Here is a 17,848-nt window from a genome sequence, read left to right on the forward strand (position 1 = left end):
AGCATTGAATTTCGGTATTGTCTGTACAGGATAGGTGGGAGACTGAGAAGTAGGGGCGTCAGCTCCTATGGAGTCACCCTTGGGATACCACCCTGACAGTACTGAAGTTCTAACCACAGTCCATGAAACTGGTCGTGGGACATTGTTAGGTGGGCAGTTTGACTGGGGCGGTCGCCTCCTAAAATGTAACGGAGGCGTCCAAAGGTTCCCTCAGAGCAGTTGGAAATTGCTCGTAGAGTGCAAAGGCAGAAGGGAGCCTGACTGCGACACCCACAAGTGGAGCAGGGACGAAAGTCGGGCTTAGTGATCCGGTGGTACCTCGTGGGAGGGCCATCGCTCAACGGATAAAAGCTACCTCGGGGATAACAGGCTGATCTCCCCCAAGAGTCCACATCGACGGGGAGGTTTGGCACCTCGATGTCGGCTCGTCGCATCCTGGGGCTGAAGTAGGTCCCAAGGGTTGGGCTGTTCGCCCATTAAAGCGGCACGCGAGCTGGGTTCAGAACGTCGTGAGACAGTTCGGTCCCTATCCGTCGCGGGCGTAGGAAATTTGAGAGGAGCTGTCCTTAGTACGAGAGGACCGGGATGGACTGACCTCTGGTGTACCAGTTGTTCCGCCAGGAGCACGGCTGGGTAGCTATGTCGGGACGGGATAAACGCTGAAAGCATCTAAGCGTGAAGCCCACCTCAAGATAAGATTTCCCATAGCGTAAGCTAGTAAGACCCCTTGAAGAACACAAGGTTGATAGGTCAGGGGTGTAAGCGCAGTAATGTGTTTAGCTGACTGATACTAATAGGTCGAGGGCTTGACCAAATATTCTTAATCTGTTCAGTCTTGAGAGAATAACATTCTCTTAAAGGAAACTCGCTCAACAGAGTTGAGGAGTACTGATTAGTTAGCAAAATCGAAGATTTTGACTAATCATGTATCTGGTGGTAATGGCAAGAAGGTAACACCCGTTCCCATTCCGAACACGAAGGTTAAGCTTCTTAGCGCCGATGGTACTGCAGGGGAGGCCCTGTGGAAGAGTAGGACGCTGCCAGGTCTTTTGTTTTTTACATATTAAATTAAAAAACAATATTGTGGTTCACTAGCTCAGTCGGTAGAGCACATGACTTTTAATCATGGTGTCCGGGGTTCGATTCCCCGGTGAGCCACCAAAATCCACTCGTTTGAGTGGATTTTTTTTATGCTTTTTTATAGATGAAACTGCAAATGTGATATACTTTATTATACATAAGTAAAATTAAGGGGGTTTTTTATGAAAGTAGCAGTTCTATCTGATATTCATGGTAATGCGGTAGCATTAAATTATACAATAGAGGATTTAAAAAGCTTGGGGATTAGTAAGATTGTTATTTTAGGAGATGTAGTAATGAAGGGGCCTATGCCTTCGGAGTCTCTTGAAATATTGAGGAATAGTGATTTAGAGATTGTAGCTTGGGTTAAAGGTAATACTGATTTGTGGTTTGAAGAAATAACGGATAACTTTATACCTTCAACGAAAAGAGAAAAAGAATTATATACATACTATAAATATGCAAAGGATAATTTAGAGGAAGATCAATTGCTATTTATCAAAGAGCTGCCGCTTGAATGCTCAATTACGTTAAATGGAGTCAAAATACTTTGTGTTCATGGAACACCACAGTCTATAGTTGAAGCAATTGATAGCAGTGTTTCAGAAGAGGAAATGAAACGTGCTGTAAAAGGGGTTAAAGAACAAGTTATTTTAAGTGGACACTCGCATACTTCTTTTATAGGTGAAGTTGATAATAAAAAGATATTTAATGTAGGAAGCGTGGGTAATTCACTGGATGGTGATGATAGAATATCCTATGGTATTTTAGATTTTACAGACAATGAAATGAAATTAGTAAATAGAAGAATTAGTTACCCATTAAATGAGGTTATTGATATGGCAGTTAACAATAAGTTTCCTTATCTAGAAGAATATAAGAAGGTTATATTGACTGCTTCTATGGAATAAAAATTATTTAAGTATAGAGAGGATTATGGGGGAATAATCATGGATGAAAAACAAACTAAATTGGGGCTAAAGACCTGCACAGCTACTATTGGCGTTGCTTATATATATTTACTTATTTCAACCTTTTATAAATTTTTTACTACAAACGACATTGAAAACTGTGCCTTAGAAATAGGATTATTAGTTTTGATACCTTTTACAATTATTTTTGTTTGGATGAGAGATGAGAAAATACCGTTTCATAAAATATCTGATGGAGAATTAGCAGTAACCAGCAAAAAAGAAAGAATTAAAAACTATTTAATTAATTCCATTGGCTTTAGTTTTGGATTGATATGTATTTCCTTTATTATAGCTATTATTGGTAATATGCCTTTAGATTTTTTATTTGAAGTTACAGGGGTGAATAATTTGGCAGACGTAGTCCTAAATTGTTTCATTGAATTTGGATTACTAATTATTATTTCTTTTTTATTGAATTATGGGTATGGAGAATATAAAATTCGAAGTAATAATGGATAAAAGGAGAGATTAATGTGAATCAAAAGGAAAGAATGCTAGCGGGGTTACCATATAAAGCATGGCTAGATGGGCTTAGTGAGGAACGAATTAAAAATAAGCTAAAAATATATGATTACAATTTGCTTCGTCCAGATGAAGGTGAAAAGATGGATGTGCTCATTAAAGATATTTTAGGTAAAACAGGTGAAAATATTTTTATTGAACAGCCCTTTCATTGCGACTATGGCAAAAATATTGAAGTAGGAAATAACTTTTTTGCTAATTATAATTGTACAATTTTAGATGTGGGCAAGGTTATAATAGGAGAAAATGTTCAGCTTGCACCTAATGTAGCTATTTATACAGCTGGCCATCCTATTCACCCAGAGTCAAGAAATTCTGGTTATGAGTATGGAATTGGCGTCACTATAGGCAATAATGTTTGGGTGGGTGGAAATGTTGTAATAAATCCAGGTGTAACTATAGGAAACAACGTTGTAATTGGCGCTGGGAGTGTTGTTACAAAGGATATTCCAGATAATGTTGTGGCAGTGGGTAATCCATGCAGGGTAATACGTCAGATAACAGAACAGGATAGGAAATATTATTATAAAGATAAAGAGTTTGATGTTGAAGATTATTAATAAAAAAACTTAGTGTTAGGTTGCACTAAGTTTTTTTATGTCTTGATTAATGGATAATGGAAGACTTACTTGTATACAAAGTAAATTATTTTCAAGTGATGCACTTACACTACCACCGAGCTGCTCAGCAAGGAGCTTAACTATAGATAAGCCGAGACCTGTACTAGCGCCTCTCGATTTATCAGCAGTATAAAACCTGTCAAAGAGCCGCTCTACATCAATTTGCGAGATGTTTTTAACAGGATTTTTGAAAGATATAACTACATTTTTTTCAGTTAGTAGCCTAACTATTATATCTCCATTAGAGTGCTGAATACAATTGCGAATTAGGTTTTGTATAATCCTAGCAACCATCTCTTTATCAGAATCAACAAAAATAGGCGGAGTGTCCTCAAGGCATACTGCTAAGTTATTTTCTTCAAATATAGGAATTGACGATACAATATATTCTGTAACAAGGTTAGTGAGGTTGAATCTCACGATATTAAGTTCTGGATCTGTGGTTAGCAGATAGGAGTATTCAAAAAAATGTTCAATCAGTTGTCCTAGTTCCTCTGTATATTTTTCAGCTGTATCAAGTCTTTTTTCTTGAACAGCAGTCAATTCTCCACTTTTCATGAGCTGCTGATATCCTTTTATAGCTGTGAGAGGTGTGCGCAAATCGTGGGAAATATTTGCGATTAGCTCCTTAAATCTTTTTTCCTCACGAATCCTATTAAGACGGAGGGTTTCCTCCGCCTTTAAGCAGTTATTAATATTTACAGCCAAAGTATTTAGTTCTCTGCTCTGGAGCTCTAAACTTATAGGCTGACGTGTTTTTTCGGTGAGTCGCTTGTGAAGCTGCTTATTAATGCTATGTAATTGCAATCTAATAAAGATTATATATGCCAAAAGTGGGACAGTGGAAATAGCTAAAATACAAACAGCTAATTTCAACGACTTCACCAACCTTTCATTTATTTTACTTCAGACTTTCTAAATATGCTGTAGGTAACTGCAAGCATTATAAAGGTAAATATTATGCTTACAGCTATTGCTTTAAGGATATCTCCTGAACTAGTATTTAATGTGGTTAGAGAGTAATTTCCTCCATATGGAGTGCAAGAAGATATATTTTTAAATACGCTAGAGCTGCTACTTAAATTCGAAAGCTGAGCAGAAAGTATGGTAAAGGCATAGTATATTGCAACCACAAAGACTGGTTTCTTAAGTGAAAAAGCAAGTGGTATGCAGAGACTTAGCTGTGCTCCATATACTATAATCAAGGTAAATATAACAGCCAGCAGCTTCCAGATGTGTGCAGTAGAAAAAGAGTTAGATGCTGAAGTTAAAACATTTAGAAGTCCTACTGATACAGAACCCATACTAAAAATCGAACCCGTACATAGAGCAATAACGGTTGTTATAGCATATGGGAGCAGGATAATAGCGATAGAACAGCAAAAGGCTATAGTCTTACTAACTATGATAGAACTTCTGCTGCAGCCACTTGCAATGGCATCAGGGATTCCCTTGTTCTCAAAATCTCCGCAGATAAGAATGCTTGCTATAACTGCGCCAAGGATGCTCATTACATTCACATCAGAAAACATGAAGCCAACTCCGGTCATATTTTTATCAATATTACCCTTTGGTATCTCATATGCCATTATAGTCATAAGCACTGAACTTAGTACTGTAATTCCAAGTAAAACTTTAATTGCTGTTGATTTCCACGGTTTATATAAATCAGCTTGAATTAGATTAAGCATTCTTTTCGCCCCCTATAACAGAAATAAAGAAGTTTTCAAGTGTATCACCTGCAATAGAAAAGTTCGTAACGATAATTCCGTTTTCGAAAATAGCTTTTGCAACGACTTTTTTATCATCAATATAGTCGTATAATTTAACAGACTTATCTGGCATAACCTTGTAGTTAGTGGCGTTCAGGTTCATTTCTAATACGCTCACCAACTTTTCTGGCTGATCACATTCTATTAGAATATGATGCCTTGAACGCTCTTCAAGCTCTGAAAGAGTTAAAGTCTGTTTTATCTGACCTTTGTGAATAATAATATAATCAGTTGCAGTTTGATATAGCTCAGGCAGATTGTGGCTGGAAATAAGAATAGTCATATTCCTTTCTTCGCATAGTTTCTTTAATAGATTACGTATTTCAACAACCCCTAATGGATCAAGACCATTAATTGGTTCGTCTAAAATAAGAAACTCCGGATTGCCAAGAAGAGCTATAGCTATACCTAAGCGTTGTTTCATTCCAAGTGAAAAGTTTTTTGACTTCTTTTTTCCTGTATCACTTAAGCCAACAAGCTTTAAAAGTTCATCCTCAATTTCTTTGTTTGGAATTCCCCTCATAATTCTGTGAAGCCTGAGATTTTCTTTTGCTGTCATGTTGGGGGTAAGGCTAGGGTATTCAATCATACATCCAAGCCTTTTTCTTTCTATTTGTAATGCTTTTTCTCCTGTATGTCCAAAGAGTTCAATACTGCCGCTGGTAGGGAAAGAATGTCCTGCAATAATACGCATAAGTGTAGATTTACCAGCACCATTCTGTCCAATTAAACCATATATTCTACCGGCATCTAAAGTCACTGAAACATCTTGCAGTGCATTAACGCCGTGATAGCTTTTAGTAATATTATTTACTACTAAAACATGTTCTTTCATTTAAATCACCTTACCTTTCTATAAATAAGTTTAGTCGCAAAAGGTTTAGAAAAGGTTAAGTGTAATAAAAAAATTGTAAGGAAAAAGATAATTTATTCCTTGTATAAGCGGTATCCTAGTCCCCACACTGTTTCTATATATTCACCATTTGGATTTGCTTTTTTAAGCTTGTTTCTAAGATTACTCATATGGGTTTTTATTGCGTTATCATCTCCAAGATATTCTTCCTTCCATATGGATTCATACATATTGGCTTTAGAAAATACTTTGCCTAGATTCTGCATTAACAATTCAAGAATAAGGTATTCCTTTGCCGTAAGATCCAGTTCTTTTCCATTTACCGTGATTTGTTTTGTATTTGAATCTAGAAGCATGTCCTTGTATTTAAGAACAGAATTTATTTTTTCCTGCTTATGAAATCGGCGCAAATTTGAAGCAACACGAGCTGTAACTTCTCCTAAATCAAAGGGTTTAGTTATGTAGTCATCGGCTCCCAGCTTTAATAAATCAATTTTAGTGCTTACCATATCCTTAGCAGAAATAATGATTACAGGTACATCTGAGAAGGTTCTTAGTTCTTTTAGTATTTCATCTCCACTTTTGTAAGGCAGCATAATATCTAAAATAATTAAATCATAATCTCCTTTTCTTACTTCGTTCATGCCATCAATTCCAGTGTAGGCAGACTTTACATTATAACCTGCACAATTTAAGGTTTCTGCTAGCATAAGATTTACATCTTTGCTATCTTCAATAATTAGAATTCTATCCATTTCATTCACCCTATAATTTATAAATTAGGTGGAACAGCTTGCAGTGAATTTTAAAAGCTCATAAATTCCATCCCGTATATAACCAAATAATACTAATTATATCAAAAGTAAGGGACGGTTAACAGCTTTTATAACTTAATTGAATAACAGTATCATTGAAGGTTAATAATCTAAGATAAAATGAATTAATAAAATAGAGAGGTGTTTTATTTGCCAAGAACTGAAAGGATAAAATCAGAGAATGCGATATATCATATTATGATCAGAAGTATAACGGAAGTTCCTTTATTTAAGAAAAATAAGGATAAGGATATATATTTGGAGCAAATGAGGTATGCTCAAATTATGTATGGATTTAAGGTGTATGCTTATTGCATAATGAGCAATCATGCACACTTTATTATAGATTCTAATGGGGCAGATATATCAAAAATAATGCATGGATTAAATTTTAAATATGCCATGACATTCAACCGCATTCATAATAGGCATGGACATGTATTTCAAGATAGATTTAAAAGCAAAATAGTAGATACAGACAGATATTTAATAACTTTATCAGCTTATATTCATAACAATCCGCTGCAAATAAGTGGCTATGAGAATTGTCCGGAAAGATATAAATATTCAAGTTTGAAAGTGTATCTAGGCCTTGAAAAGGATGATTCAGGGTTATTAGATGAGGCCTACATAATGCAAATGATGGGGCCAAGTGTAAGCAAAGCGAGAGATAGATATCTAAAGCTTGTATATATGTGCGACAAGGAAAAACTAAAAAACGAAATAGAGTTTGAAGATGAAAAAACAGAATATAGAAGTGAAAGAAAAATTTTAGTTAGGGATTTTGAACCTGAAAAAGTAATAGAGTTTATATCACAAGAAACTGGAATAGATAAAATGATGATATATGTGAAAAACAGTAGAAATACAAAAGCAGTAAGGGCACTAGCAGTTCTTCTAATGAGAAGCCTATGTAATTTAAAAATAAAGAATATATGTGAAGTGCTTGGAAATATAACAGAGTCAAGAGTATCAAAACTTTGTTCTATAGGGGTAGAACTTGTTTCAACGGAGGATAGGTATAAGGATATTGTTCAGCAATTTGTTTCACAACAAGTATCTTGAGGAGAGAACATAGCATTAGGCTTGATTGGCGAATACCTTTATTTTTGAAAAATCATTAAGGGTTTTATTTCTTATGCATGAAATTATTTTGTACAAGCTTATTGCCACATGGAATCGAGATATTCGAAGAAGTTGTTTATTTTATATCACGTTTTTTTCAGTAAGTTACTATTAATGTATTTAATTCTAAAATGTTAACCGTCCCTATATTCTATATTCTTTTTAAGGTATATGATAAACTTATATATATATAAACGCACAATAGGAGGAAGAGATGAAAAAGAACTTAGCTTTAATTATTGGATTATTAGTTGTATTTAGTTTTACAGGATGCTCAGCAAAGGATACTAGTTCAAGTAAAAGTGTAGCAGTTAGTTCTCAGAAGGTAATAGAAGACAGCTCAGCAAAACAGGACAAGCCTTCTGAAGATAAAGATAATAGTACAAAAGACCAAGCAAGCACAGTAAAGGATACTAAGGAGGCAGAAAAGCCTAAAGAGCCTGTAAAACCTACGGCTCCAGCATCTGATGCAAGGACAAGTACTACAGTAAGTAATAAAAGTACTACAAGTAATAATAGTACAAAGGCCCAGCCAGCTCCCGTAGTAACAAATGTTAGTGGCAAGGTTATTGTAATTGATCCAGGTCATGCAAATAGATCAAATCTAGAAAAAGAGCCTATAGCTCCTGGATCATCGCAAATGAAAATTAAGGATGGTGGAGGTGCTGAAGGAGTTGTTACAAAAACTTCAGAGCAGTCCATTAACCTTAAGGTTGCCTTTAAATTAAGAGATTTACTTCAAAGCAGAGGATATACTGTGGTTATGACTAAGACTAGAGAAGATCAAAGTCTTGGAAATGTAGAAAGAGCAGAAATAGGAAATAAAGCAAATGCTGCTTTGGTTATAAGAATACATGCAGATTCAGCAGATACCAGCAGTGCCAAGGGTGCATCAATGTTAGTACCAGCTGCTATAAATGAAAATACTAAAGCTATCTATGCAGCAAGTAAGAATTATGGAGCAGCGATATTAAATACTATGGTAAATGAAGTTGGCATGAAAAATAGAGGAGTCATTGAAAGCAGTGATATGACAGGTTTTAATTGGTCTAAGGTTCCCGTTGTACTTGTTGAGATGGGTTTTCTTTCAAATGTAGAAGAGGACAAGCTGCTTAGCTCACAGGCTTATCAGGATAAGTTAGCAAAGGGATTAGCAGATGGAATAAACCAAGTAATAAAATAATGCTGGAAGATTAATAGTATTAGAGATTTAAATAAATTTGTTTTTAAGGAATTCTATAGTTTTGCTATAGAATTCTTTATTTTTTAATAGCCAGGGATTGACAAGAAAAATTGATGAGTATATACTGTATATATGTTATATATACAGTATATACGATATGTACACTTTGCAAAGGAGCAGATCTATGAGAATTTTAATTTCAAACTCATCTGGAGAGCCAATATACGAGCAAATTATAAATCAGATTAAAAGTGCTATTTTGACAGAGGAGCTCACTGCAGGAGAACCGCTGCCATCTATAAGAAATTTGGCTCAGGAGCTGAGAATAAGTGTTATTACTACGAAGAGGGCTTATGAGGAGCTGGAAAAGGAAGGCTTTATTGAAACTATACCGGGAAAGGGATCCTATGTGTCTTCTCAAAACAAGGAATTGCTTAAGGAAAAAAGACTTAAGGGACTAGAGGAAAAACTTTTAGAAGCCATCGATGAAAGCAAAATCCTTGAGTTATCTTTAGATGAATTAAAAGAAATGCTGACGGTGCTCTATGATATGAGCAAATAAGCTGTAGTATCATTGGTTAGGAGATAAAAGCCTTAAATGGACCTTTACGGGGTTTAAGGGTTAAATGACCTTAAAAGGATAATTTAGATAATGATAATTAGCGTTATAAATTACCATGGACACTTGACGATGAGAATAGGCACGGTTAAGTTAACCCGTGCGACCACTAATAAGGAGGAGTATATGAGTACAATATTAGAGGTTAAGAACCTTAGAAAAGAATATAAGGATTTTACACTTAAAAATATAAACTTTACTTTGGAAAGAGGATATATAATGGGCTTTATTGGACCAAATGGTGCAGGAAAGAGTACTACCATAAAGCTTATTATGAATTTAATAAAGAAGAATGCTGGAGAAATTAAAGTATTTGGTTTAGATAATATAAAAAATGAAAGGGAAGTTAAACAAAAGATAGGTTTTGTTTATGATGAAAATTATTACTATGATGAACTTACTATTAATGAAATAAAAACTATAATATCACCTTTTTATAGACAGTGGGATAATGCAGCCTTTAACAATTATTTAAAGCAATTTGACTTGGATCCAAAGAAAAAGGTAAAGGCTCTTTCAAAAGGAATGAAGATGAAATTATCTCTAGCAGTGGCGCTATCCCATAAGGCTGAGCTAATAATTATGGATGAGCCAACCTCAGGCTTAGATCCTGTGTTTAGGAGCGAAATATTAGATATATTATATTCTCTTATACAGGATGAGAGTAAAAGCATATTTTTCTCAACACACATAACTACAGATTTGGAAAAAATCGCAGACTATATAACCTTTCTTAACAATGGAGAAATAGTATTTTCAAGTCCTAAGGATGAGATTTTAGACAGTTATGCGCTAATAAAGGGTGGAAAAGAGCTATTAGATGCTGATACAAAAAAAGAGTTTATAACAGTTAGGGAAAATGCCTTTGGTTTTGAGGCACTAACAAATAATTTAAATAAAGTTAAAAGAGTATTTGGTGATAAGATAATTATTGAAAAGCCATCCCTTGAAGATATTATGGTCTATACAGTGAGAAAATAGGGAGGATATATTATGGTTAATTTAATTTTTAAGGATATTCTTATACAAAAGAAAACTGTTATGTATATGCTTTTGTATATAGTGTTTGCTATATTTTTTATGCAAGGAGTAGGCTCCAATGCATTATATGTATTAATTACAGTTACCATTGCTTTTACAGTATCTTCAGGAGCTTTTGCCATAGATGAAAAGTATGGAAGTGAAAAAGTTATGGCAAGTCTTCCTATTACAAGGAATCAAATGGTTCAAGCTAGGTATTTATCTGTTTTCGTATATGCAGCAGCTTCAATTTTGATAATGGCTTTAATTGGAGCAGTAGCTAATTTGTTAAATGTACAGTTTATAAAGCTAGATTATATTACGCTAGCAGTTATAAAGAAAATATTAGTTTCCTGTGTGCTTGTAACCAGTATTAGCTACCCAGTGTATTTTAAGTTTGGATATACTAAAGCAAGAATTGCTAGCTTTATTATTTTCTTTGCATTTTTTACATCAGTAGTTACAGTGGCTGAAAATGTAAGTGATGGAGATGCGTCTTCATTTTTAAGCTTTATAAATGGTCTATCTAGTGGTAGTCTTCAGCTTGTGGGAGGGTTAGTGCTACTATTAATCTTCGTAGTATCATACTTTATTTCTATTAACTGCTATGAAAGCAAAGAATTATAGAGAGGTTTATTATGTATAATTTAGTGATTAAGGAGTTTTTACTTCAAAAAAAGTATATGATAATTTATGTACTTTATGGAATAGGAATAGCAGCAGCAGCTTGTTTTACGCCAGGCATAGTTTCCAATTTCTTTTATGTTTTTTATATAACCACAGCTTCCTATTTATCCGTTATGTATTCTAATGGATATGAAATGAAGGGGCAAAGCGAAGTAATGCTGAACAGTCTGCCAGTTAATAGAGAGCAAATAATAAATGCAAAATATATATATCTACAAATTCTTATAATATTATATTCCATTTTAATACTGATTTTTTCCTTTATTGCAAGAGTTATCAATATAAATAGTACGGCCGCATTTAACATTAATATGTATGTTATTAGCTTCATAGTACTTGGTTTAGTATTTTCTATTTATTATCCTCTGTATTTTAAACTAGGAAGAGAAAAACTTAGAGTAGTTACATTATTTTTCTACTTAATAATATTTATATCTCCTGAATTTTATAGCAAAGCAGCAAGAAATCCTGAAAAGTATCACTTAGTTAAGGTTCTTACTTTTGTAACTGATAATACAGATTTGGTTTTGATTAGTTTGTCTGCCGTTGTTATATTACTTTTAATTGCATCCAGCAGCATATCTACTAGAATATATAAAAATAAGGAGTTTTAGTGGTAGGGTAGTTTATGTCCTACCACTTTATTTATATGTCAAAGTGTGTCAAAGGGACGTTTCGCATGGCATATTTGACAAGCATAAGGAATGATAGTGTGTCAAACGAAACGTCCCCGTGGCACGTAGCACAACTAATAGCTAATTCTCTTCAGAGCAAGGGAAACAGCATTATAGAGGACTAAACATGCTGCTGTATTTATCAAGGCTGCAGGGGCGACAACAGTTAATACTAAGGCTGAGAAAGGCGCTGGAAGTCCAAAGAATAGTAGGGCTGTTCCTAAAAATACAAGCCCACTAATTAGAGTTCCAATAAAGGCTATAATAGCCATTTGAACTTGAGAATTTAACTTGTTTTTAGTAAGCCTATATAGTATAAATACAACGTTACAGGTTACTAGTTTATCAACAATGTTAGCGACTTGACCACCTGGGAAAGTAGTAGTTAGTGCAGTAAATATACCTGCAGCAGCACCTACAATTAGAGCTAATTTATAGTCATCGCCCAGAAAAATTGCAATGAACATCATGCTTAAAAAAAAGTCTGGTTTCATGCCCATAAATATGGCTGGAACTATTTGATGGAGTATTAATCCTATGGCCAGCAGTAGTGAGCTTAAAACTAATTTTCTTAAATTCATAATACATTTCTCCTTTAAAATAAATATTTTAATTTGCCACCAGTCAGATGAATCTTCATTTCAAACCATGCTTAATACCCCCTTTCAAAGCAAAATAAAAAACCTTCACCCTAAAAAAATAGGGCGAAGGTATAATCCGCGGTACCACCTAAATTATGCCTAAATAAGGCATCACTCTTTCAGATACTAAATAATATCCTATCCCTTTTAACGGTGGGCCTCCGTTAAGTACTACTCTCCAAGTCTGGATTTCGGCTTACTTCTACCAGGTCCATTCACTGTAGGCTTTTGTACTGAGTTCACACCATCCTCAGCTCTCTGAAACTAAACTTTACAGCTACTCTTCCTGATCCACGAATTTATTTCCATAAATTAGATAGATTATAACATGATATATACACTAAAGCAATGTGTATTTATTGGAAATATGAAAAAGGAAAGCCAACGTAGAGGCTTTCCTTTTGAGAACAATATAAATTTTACAATTAAATTAAGCTACTTCATTATCTTTTATGGCCATATTAATTTTTTTAATTTCCTTAATCCAAACCTTTATACTTTCAGCAATTATTACTAAAAGCATTAATATTAATATTCCTGAAAGCACTGCTAAAATAGTTTTATTATTTGGCAAATAATTTGTAAATATATTTGTAAAGGATGCGGAAAGCGTTACTATTGCTATAAATATCATTGGTATTATAGTTATCATAGCATATTTTTGCTTGCCCATTTTTATTATTACGGTTGTACCTATGGCAAAGGCTATAGCTGCTAGAGTTTGATTAGCTACACCAAACAATGGCCATATTGTAGATATATTTCCTGTGTATAATAGATATCCCCAGGATGCTGACATTAAGGCGCTGAAGAAGATTATATTAAACCAAGAATTTTTATTGGCTAATGGTTTATAAGCTTGTCCAAATAAATCTTGAAGCAGATATCTACCTATTCTTGTTCCTGCATCGATAGTTGTTAATATAAATAGTGCTTCGAACATAATGCAGAAGTGGTACCAGTATGCCATTAGATGACTTAATCCAGGGATTTTATAAAATACATAGGACATACCTACTGCTAAAGAAACTGATCCACCTGGTCTTCCAGCAAGGTTTTCACCAACTAGCTTAGATAAGAAGCCTAATTCATGAGGCACCATATTTAGTTTTGCAAAGGCTGCTGGCAGTGAGTTGATTGCAAAGTAATCAGCTGTTGGAAGTACTGTAGCTGCTATAAGTGCCATTAAAGCTATAAATGATTCAAGAAGCATAGCTCCATAGCCAATTGGAAGGATATCTCTTTCATTGCTAATAAGCTTAGGGGTGGTTCCCGAACCAATTAGAGCATGGAAGCCTGATAGTGCACCGCAGGCAATGGTAATAAATAAGAATGGAAATACTTTACCTGGAATAACAGGTCCGCCTCCGTGTACAAATTGTGTAACTGCAGGCATTTGTAGTACAGGTCTTACAAAAATGATACCTAACGCTAAAGCACCGATAACACCGATTTTCATATATGTGCTTAGATAGTCTCTTGGTAAAAGTAATAGCCAAACTGGAAGCGCTGCTGCAAGGAAGCCGTAAACCGCAAGGATAAGTGACATCTGTTTAGCAGAGAATGTTAAATATCTAGCTAGAGCAGTGTGCTCAATATAAGGACCAGCAATAACTCCAACCAGGATTAATGCCATACCTATAAGCGTAGCCTCTCCTATTTTACCAGGACGTATAAATTTTAAATATATGCCCACTAATATAGCAACTGGGATGGTAAATCCTACTGTGAAAGTACCCCATGGGCTGTTATAAAGTGAATTAACAACTGGTATTCCTAGACCAGCCATAGTTATTATAAGAATAAATAATACCGCTATTGAAGTTACTAAGCCCATTTTCTTTCCAAAATAAATTTTTGCGATTTCTGCTATGGATTGTCCATCATGTCTAACTGAAGCAAACAGTACTACAATGTCATGTACAGCACCAGCAAGTACTCCGCCAATCAATATCCATAGTGTACCGGGAAGAAAACCAAATTGTGCTGCAAGTACTGGTCCTATTAGTGGTCCAGCACCAGCAATAGCTGCAAAGTGATGTCCAAGAAGCACCCATTTATTTGTAGGCACATAGTCTCTTCCATCGTTGTGAACTTCAGAAGGTACTTTTTTGCTTTCATCAAGGGCCAGTACTTTTGCTGCAATAAAAGCCCCATAAGTTCTGTAAGCGATAATCAGCACTAAAAGTCCAATAATAACTAATACTATAGAATTCATATTTTACCCTCTCTTTCTTATTTTATAAAGTGGATAGTATGATAGGACGTCCTTTAAGATAATTAAATATTTAGGTTGATAACATGATAGCATGTAGAAAATTTTAAGAATATAAAATAAGTTTAAAGGTGAAAAAGATGGGGGTGAAATGCATTTTTCAGGGGGTGTTCAGCATGAGTTAAACGTTTACTCTTGGCGCTTGAAAATGTTTACTTTGTTGGCATTAGTCGATTCATTGTAAGTATTGTAGAAATGCGCTATAATTTTATCACAATATTAAAGTTATTAAGGAGAATGCTGTATGTTATTACTGCAACTTTTTGAAAAGATGTCTCTTATTGCTTTGGCTGCTTTTATTTTCAGCCAGACAAGAATGTTTAATAACTTAATTAAAGATAAAGTAGAGCTAAGAGATAAATTCATTATGATATTATTCTTTAGTGCGGTAGCAATTATAGGAACATATATGGGGATTGATGTAGGTCCACATGCTTATGCAAATACAAGGCCAATTGCTGTTATTACAGCAGGATATATTGGTGGTCCTGTAGTAGGTCTTATAGTTGGCGCTGTGGCTGGTTTGCATAGATATTCACTTGGAGGATTTACTGCTTTTTCCTGCGGTGTAGCTTCTATATTTGAAGCCTTGGCAGGGGTAGCCGTAAGGAAATACTCAAAAGGTAATAAATTTAATATTTTAGGGGCATTTTCAGCAGGGCTTATAGGTGAGATTTTTCAAATAATCATAATACTTATTTTTGCAAGACCTCTGCAAAATGCTATAGAGCTTGAAAAGGTAATAGCGCTTCCAATGATATTTGTAAATACTATTGGAGTAATGGTCTTTGTTAAAATAATAGAAAACGTTAGAGAAGATTATAACAGAAGAACTATGGTTGTAGCTCATGAGATACTCACAATTGCAAAGAAAACCTTGGAGCATATGAAAAAAGGATTCAACAAGAGCACAGCGGAAAATGTTGCTGAAATAATATTCAATTATAGTAATATAAGAGGTGTTTTTTTAGGTGATGAAAAAGGTTTTTTGGCTTATAAAGGACGGACCTTAGATGAAGAGGCATTAAAAAGAGAGGTTGAAAAGTATTATAACTGTCCAGTTGGTAATATGTTTACAGTAATTAATGGAAAACGTGAATGTGTATTTTTGTGTACCCCTATTATAACTTCAGATGATCAATTTAAAGGAGTGTTGGGGTTAAAGTTTAATTCCAAAAGAGAACTAGACGATTCTTCTATTGAACTTTCAAAGGAGCTTAGCAATCTTTTAGCCTCACAGATAGAGCTGTATAATTTGAATAATTTAGCTCAAGAAGCATACGCAGCGGAAGTTAAAGCTTTGAGATCGCAGATTCATCCTCATTTTTTATTTAATGCTTTGAATACTATCGCTTCATTTTGTAGGACAAACCCAACTAAGGCTAGAGAACTTATAATAGACCTTTCTAACTTCTTTAGAACCACCCTTAAGAGGGAAGAAGACTTTGTTCCATTAAAAGATGAAATAGCACTAATTGAATCCTATATGTCTATTGAAAAAGCAAGGTTTGGAGAAAGAGTGAGTTTACAGCTAGAAATTAATAAAAATCTTCATGAGCTAAAGGTGCCAGTTTTTGTTCTTCAACCTTTAGTTGAGAACTGTATAAAACACGGCTTATCACCAAAGGTTGAGGGTGGAAGCATATTTGTACGTACTTATGATGAGCTTAGTAAAGTTAAATTTATGGTTGAAGATACAGGATGCGGAATAGCTGAGGAAAAATGCAGGGATATTTTGCAAAAGGGTAATGGAATTGGACTTAAAAATATTAATGAAAGACTTAAACTTATCTATGGCAATGAGTATGGCTTAACTATAAAAAGCAAGCTTAACCAAGGTACTATCGTTGAGTTCTGTATACCAAAGGAGGAAGTTTAGTTGAATAAGATAAATTGTGTAATAGTTGAAGATGAAGTCCCAGCAGCACAAGAACTTAAATATATTTTAGAGCAGCATAAGGAATTATCAATTAAGGCCACAGCTTATGATGGAAATAATGGAATGAAAATTATAAAAGAAATAGAACCAGAAGTGGTGTTTTTAGATATAAATATGCCAGGAATAAACGGATTGGAATTGGCAAGGCAGATTAAAGAATTTAAAGAGAGTATAGCTATAATTTTTGTTACTGCCTATGAACAGCATGCATTAGAGGCTTTCGAGGTAGAAGCTTTAGATTATGTTTTAAAGCCTTTTGATGAGATACGGATAGATAAAACAGTTGATAGGGTAGTCCACAAATACAGCTTTAATAAGCCGGAACTAGATATAGCGCTAAAAATGAATGAAATTATTACAAGGCTTACTGAAGAAGATAAAACTGCAAAAAAAGTGCCTTGTGAGCACAATGGAAAGATTGTGCTTATAGATATAAATGATATTTATTATTGTTATATTGAAGGCGAAAAGGTATATGTTAAAACAATAGATCAAAAATATAGTGCCATATTTAATCTATGCAAACTGGAGGAAAAGACGAAATTCTTTAGGGCTCATAGAAGTTTTTTAGTCAATTTGAATAAGGTAAAAGAAATGTTTTCCTGGTTTAACGGAAGCTATAAAGTAGTTATGGATGATATAGAAAAGACTGAAATCCCAGTAAGCAGGAATAATGTTAAAAAATTAAGAAGTCTGCTAGATATTTAGCATGGATATTGAAGAATATACCCCGATATGCAATTAAATGGGCGATGTATTTTTATTCCAAATGGCACTGAACACCAAATGATTTATTTGTGCAGTAAAAGATATAGTTCGTAATGTGGCGAACTATGAAAGCGCTTTATTAAAATAATTTCTGAAAAATACGAATGATAACATAAATTTTTTGAAAAAATGTATTGATTAGTTTTTGAATACATGATAGCATAGGTATATAAGAAAATTGAATATTTTCATTCATATAATCCTGATAATATGGTTCAGGAGTTTCTACGAGGAAACCGTAAATTTTCCGTCTATGGGTGAGTGTGAAAAGTTAATATTTG

Annotated in this window: 17 protein-coding genes, 1 tRNA gene, 2 rRNA genes, 1 riboswitch and 1 other annotated feature (1 of these 22 cut by a window edge); of the genes, 14 read left to right on the top strand and 6 right to left on the bottom strand. The window is 34.3% G+C overall.

Going from position 1 to position 17,848, the window contains the following annotated elements; genetic code table 11:
* From bsdE14_RS10345 to bsdE14_RS10370, 6 genes are all read left to right on the top strand, one after another.
* Window positions 1-814 (top strand): 23S ribosomal RNA (locus bsdE14_RS10345) (it extends 2,093 nt beyond the left edge of the window).
* 115 nt (window positions 815-929) lie between these two features.
* Window positions 930-1,046: ribosomal RNA gene (gene rrf / locus bsdE14_RS10350) — 5S ribosomal RNA — on the top strand.
* A gap of 39 nt (window positions 1,047-1,085) precedes the next feature.
* Window positions 1,086-1,161, top strand: a tRNA-Lys gene (locus tag bsdE14_RS10355).
* Window positions 1,162-1,262: 101 nt separating this feature from the next.
* On the top strand, window positions 1,263-1,991 hold the full coding sequence (locus tag bsdE14_RS10360; protein ID WP_264849847.1) for a metallophosphoesterase family protein: 729 nt from the start codon (window positions 1,263-1,265) through the stop codon (window positions 1,989-1,991).
* Between the two features lie 39 nt (window positions 1,992-2,030).
* On the top strand, window positions 2,031-2,513 hold the full coding sequence (locus tag bsdE14_RS10365; RefSeq protein WP_264849848.1) for a hypothetical protein: 483 nt from the start codon (window positions 2,031-2,033) through the stop codon (window positions 2,511-2,513).
* Between the two features lie 14 nt (window positions 2,514-2,527).
* Window positions 2,528-3,136 (top strand): sugar O-acetyltransferase, encoded by a 609-nt coding sequence (locus bsdE14_RS10370; protein WP_264849849.1) that lies wholly within the window; start codon window positions 2,528-2,530, stop codon window positions 3,134-3,136.
* 15 nt (window positions 3,137-3,151) lie between these two features.
* Here the strand turns inward: bsdE14_RS10370 and bsdE14_RS10375 are convergent, their stop codons facing one another.
* The 4 genes from bsdE14_RS10375 to bsdE14_RS10390 all read right to left on the bottom strand — a co-directional run bounded on the left by bsdE14_RS10375 (window position 3,152) and on the right by bsdE14_RS10390 (window position 6,576).
* Window positions 3,152-4,003 (bottom strand): sensor histidine kinase, encoded by an 852-nt coding sequence (locus bsdE14_RS10375; RefSeq protein WP_309298118.1) that lies wholly within the window; start codon window positions 4,001-4,003, stop codon window positions 3,152-3,154.
* An 89-nt stretch (window positions 4,004-4,092) separates the two neighbouring features.
* Entirely contained in the window at window positions 4,093-4,887 is a 795-nt protein-coding gene (locus tag bsdE14_RS10380; RefSeq protein WP_264849851.1) for an ABC transporter permease, read from the bottom strand.
* A complete protein-coding gene (locus bsdE14_RS10385) occupies window positions 4,880-5,803 on the bottom strand; it encodes an ABC transporter ATP-binding protein (RefSeq protein WP_264849852.1) in 924 nt (307 codons plus the stop codon). Before bsdE14_RS10385 ends, bsdE14_RS10380 begins: the two co-directional genes overlap by 8 nt.
* A 92-nt stretch (window positions 5,804-5,895) precedes the next feature.
* Window positions 5,896-6,576, bottom strand: a complete 681-nt coding sequence (locus bsdE14_RS10390) for a response regulator transcription factor (protein ID WP_264849853.1) — start codon at window positions 6,574-6,576, stop codon at window positions 5,896-5,898.
* 201 nt (window positions 6,577-6,777) lie between these two features.
* Here bsdE14_RS10390 and bsdE14_RS10395 point away from each other — a divergent pair, with 201 nt between their 5' ends.
* The 6 genes from bsdE14_RS10395 (at window position 6,778) to bsdE14_RS10420 (ending at window position 11,884) form a co-directional block, all read left to right on the top strand.
* Window positions 6,778-7,701 (top strand): transposase, encoded by a 924-nt coding sequence (locus bsdE14_RS10395; RefSeq protein ID WP_264849854.1) that lies wholly within the window; start codon window positions 6,778-6,780, stop codon window positions 7,699-7,701.
* A gap of 274 nt (window positions 7,702-7,975) precedes the next feature.
* Window positions 7,976-8,944 carry an N-acetylmuramoyl-L-alanine amidase family protein gene (locus tag bsdE14_RS10400; protein ID WP_264849855.1) on the top strand — a complete coding sequence of 323 codons (969 nt, stop codon included), beginning with the start codon at window positions 7,976-7,978 and terminating at the stop codon, window positions 8,942-8,944.
* Between the two features lie 184 nt (window positions 8,945-9,128).
* Window positions 9,129-9,506, top strand: coding sequence for a GntR family transcriptional regulator (locus bsdE14_RS10405; RefSeq protein WP_264849856.1), 378 nt, complete (start codon window positions 9,129-9,131; stop codon window positions 9,504-9,506).
* A gap of 183 nt (window positions 9,507-9,689) precedes the next feature.
* A complete protein-coding gene (locus tag bsdE14_RS10410) occupies window positions 9,690-10,544 on the top strand; it encodes an ABC transporter ATP-binding protein (protein WP_264849857.1) in 855 nt (284 codons plus the stop codon).
* A gap of 12 nt (window positions 10,545-10,556) precedes the next feature.
* On the top strand, window positions 10,557-11,210 hold the full coding sequence (locus tag bsdE14_RS10415; protein WP_264849858.1) for an ABC-2 transporter permease: 654 nt from the start codon (window positions 10,557-10,559) through the stop codon (window positions 11,208-11,210).
* Between the two features lie 11 nt (window positions 11,211-11,221).
* Window positions 11,222-11,884 carry an ABC-2 transporter permease gene (locus bsdE14_RS10420; RefSeq protein WP_264849859.1) on the top strand — a complete coding sequence of 221 codons (663 nt, stop codon included), beginning with the start codon at window positions 11,222-11,224 and terminating at the stop codon, window positions 11,882-11,884.
* 134 nt (window positions 11,885-12,018) lie between these two features.
* Here the strand turns inward: bsdE14_RS10420 and bsdE14_RS10425 are convergent, their stop codons facing one another.
* Together bsdE14_RS10425 and bsdE14_RS10430 are read right to left on the bottom strand one after the other, a co-directional pair.
* Window positions 12,019-12,525 (bottom strand): tryptophan transporter, encoded by a 507-nt coding sequence (locus tag bsdE14_RS10425; RefSeq protein WP_264849860.1) that lies wholly within the window; start codon window positions 12,523-12,525, stop codon window positions 12,019-12,021.
* Between the two features lie 116 nt (window positions 12,526-12,641).
* Window positions 12,642-12,888: a binding site (T-box leader), on the bottom strand.
* 127 nt (window positions 12,889-13,015) lie between these two features.
* Complete coding sequence (locus bsdE14_RS10430) at window positions 13,016-14,803, bottom strand: carbon starvation CstA family protein (RefSeq protein WP_264849861.1); 1,788 nt, start codon at window positions 14,801-14,803, stop codon at window positions 13,016-13,018.
* A 301-nt stretch (window positions 14,804-15,104) separates the two neighbouring features.
* Here bsdE14_RS10430 and bsdE14_RS10435 point away from each other — a divergent pair, with 301 nt between their 5' ends.
* Window positions 15,105-16,739 (top strand): LytS/YhcK type 5TM receptor domain-containing protein, encoded by a 1,635-nt coding sequence (locus bsdE14_RS10435; protein ID WP_264849862.1) that lies wholly within the window; start codon window positions 15,105-15,107, stop codon window positions 16,737-16,739.
* Window positions 16,740-17,507: a LytR/AlgR family response regulator transcription factor gene (locus tag bsdE14_RS10440; RefSeq protein WP_264849863.1), complete on the top strand. Its 768-nt coding sequence runs from the start codon at window positions 16,740-16,742 to the stop codon at window positions 17,505-17,507.
* 232 nt (window positions 17,508-17,739) lie between these two features.
* Window positions 17,740-17,841, top strand: a riboswitch (purine riboswitch).
* Window positions 17,842-17,848 lie beyond the last annotated feature (7 nt).

The sequence above is a fragment of the Clostridium omnivorum genome (assembly GCF_026012015.1).
Taxonomy (GTDB): domain Bacteria; phylum Bacillota; class Clostridia; order Clostridiales; family Clostridiaceae; genus Clostridium_AX; species Clostridium_AX omnivorum.

Bases quoted from the DNA above. Each gene is read 5' to 3' on its own strand.
- bsdE14_RS10430 (WP_264849861.1), bottom strand. From the start codon at position 14,803: ATGAATTCTATAGTATTAGTTATTATTGGACTTTTAGTGCTGATTATC.
- bsdE14_RS10405 (WP_264849856.1), top strand. From the start codon at position 9,129: ATGAGAATTTTAATTTCAAACTCATCTGGAGAGCCAATATACGAGCAA.
- bsdE14_RS10410 (WP_264849857.1), top strand. From the start codon at position 9,690: ATGAGTACAATATTAGAGGTTAAGAACCTTAGAAAAGAATATAAGGAT.
- bsdE14_RS10385 (WP_264849852.1), bottom strand. From the start codon at position 5,803: ATGAAAGAACATGTTTTAGTAGTAAATAATATTACTAAAAGCTATCAC.
- bsdE14_RS10420 (WP_264849859.1), top strand. From the start codon at position 11,222: ATGTATAATTTAGTGATTAAGGAGTTTTTACTTCAAAAAAAGTATATG.
- bsdE14_RS10425 (WP_264849860.1), bottom strand. From the start codon at position 12,525: ATGAATTTAAGAAAATTAGTTTTAAGCTCACTACTGCTGGCCATAGGA.
- bsdE14_RS10365 (WP_264849848.1), top strand. From the start codon at position 2,031: ATGGATGAAAAACAAACTAAATTGGGGCTAAAGACCTGCACAGCTACT.
- bsdE14_RS10435 (WP_264849862.1), top strand. From the start codon at position 15,105: ATGTTATTACTGCAACTTTTTGAAAAGATGTCTCTTATTGCTTTGGCT.
- bsdE14_RS10360 (WP_264849847.1), top strand. From the start codon at position 1,263: ATGAAAGTAGCAGTTCTATCTGATATTCATGGTAATGCGGTAGCATTA.
- bsdE14_RS10380 (WP_264849851.1), bottom strand. From the start codon at position 4,887: ATGCTTAATCTAATTCAAGCTGATTTATATAAACCGTGGAAATCAACA.
- bsdE14_RS10415 (WP_264849858.1), top strand. From the start codon at position 10,557: ATGGTTAATTTAATTTTTAAGGATATTCTTATACAAAAGAAAACTGTT.
- bsdE14_RS10400 (WP_264849855.1), top strand. From the start codon at position 7,976: ATGAAAAAGAACTTAGCTTTAATTATTGGATTATTAGTTGTATTTAGT.
- bsdE14_RS10390 (WP_264849853.1), bottom strand. From the start codon at position 6,576: ATGGATAGAATTCTAATTATTGAAGATAGCAAAGATGTAAATCTTATG.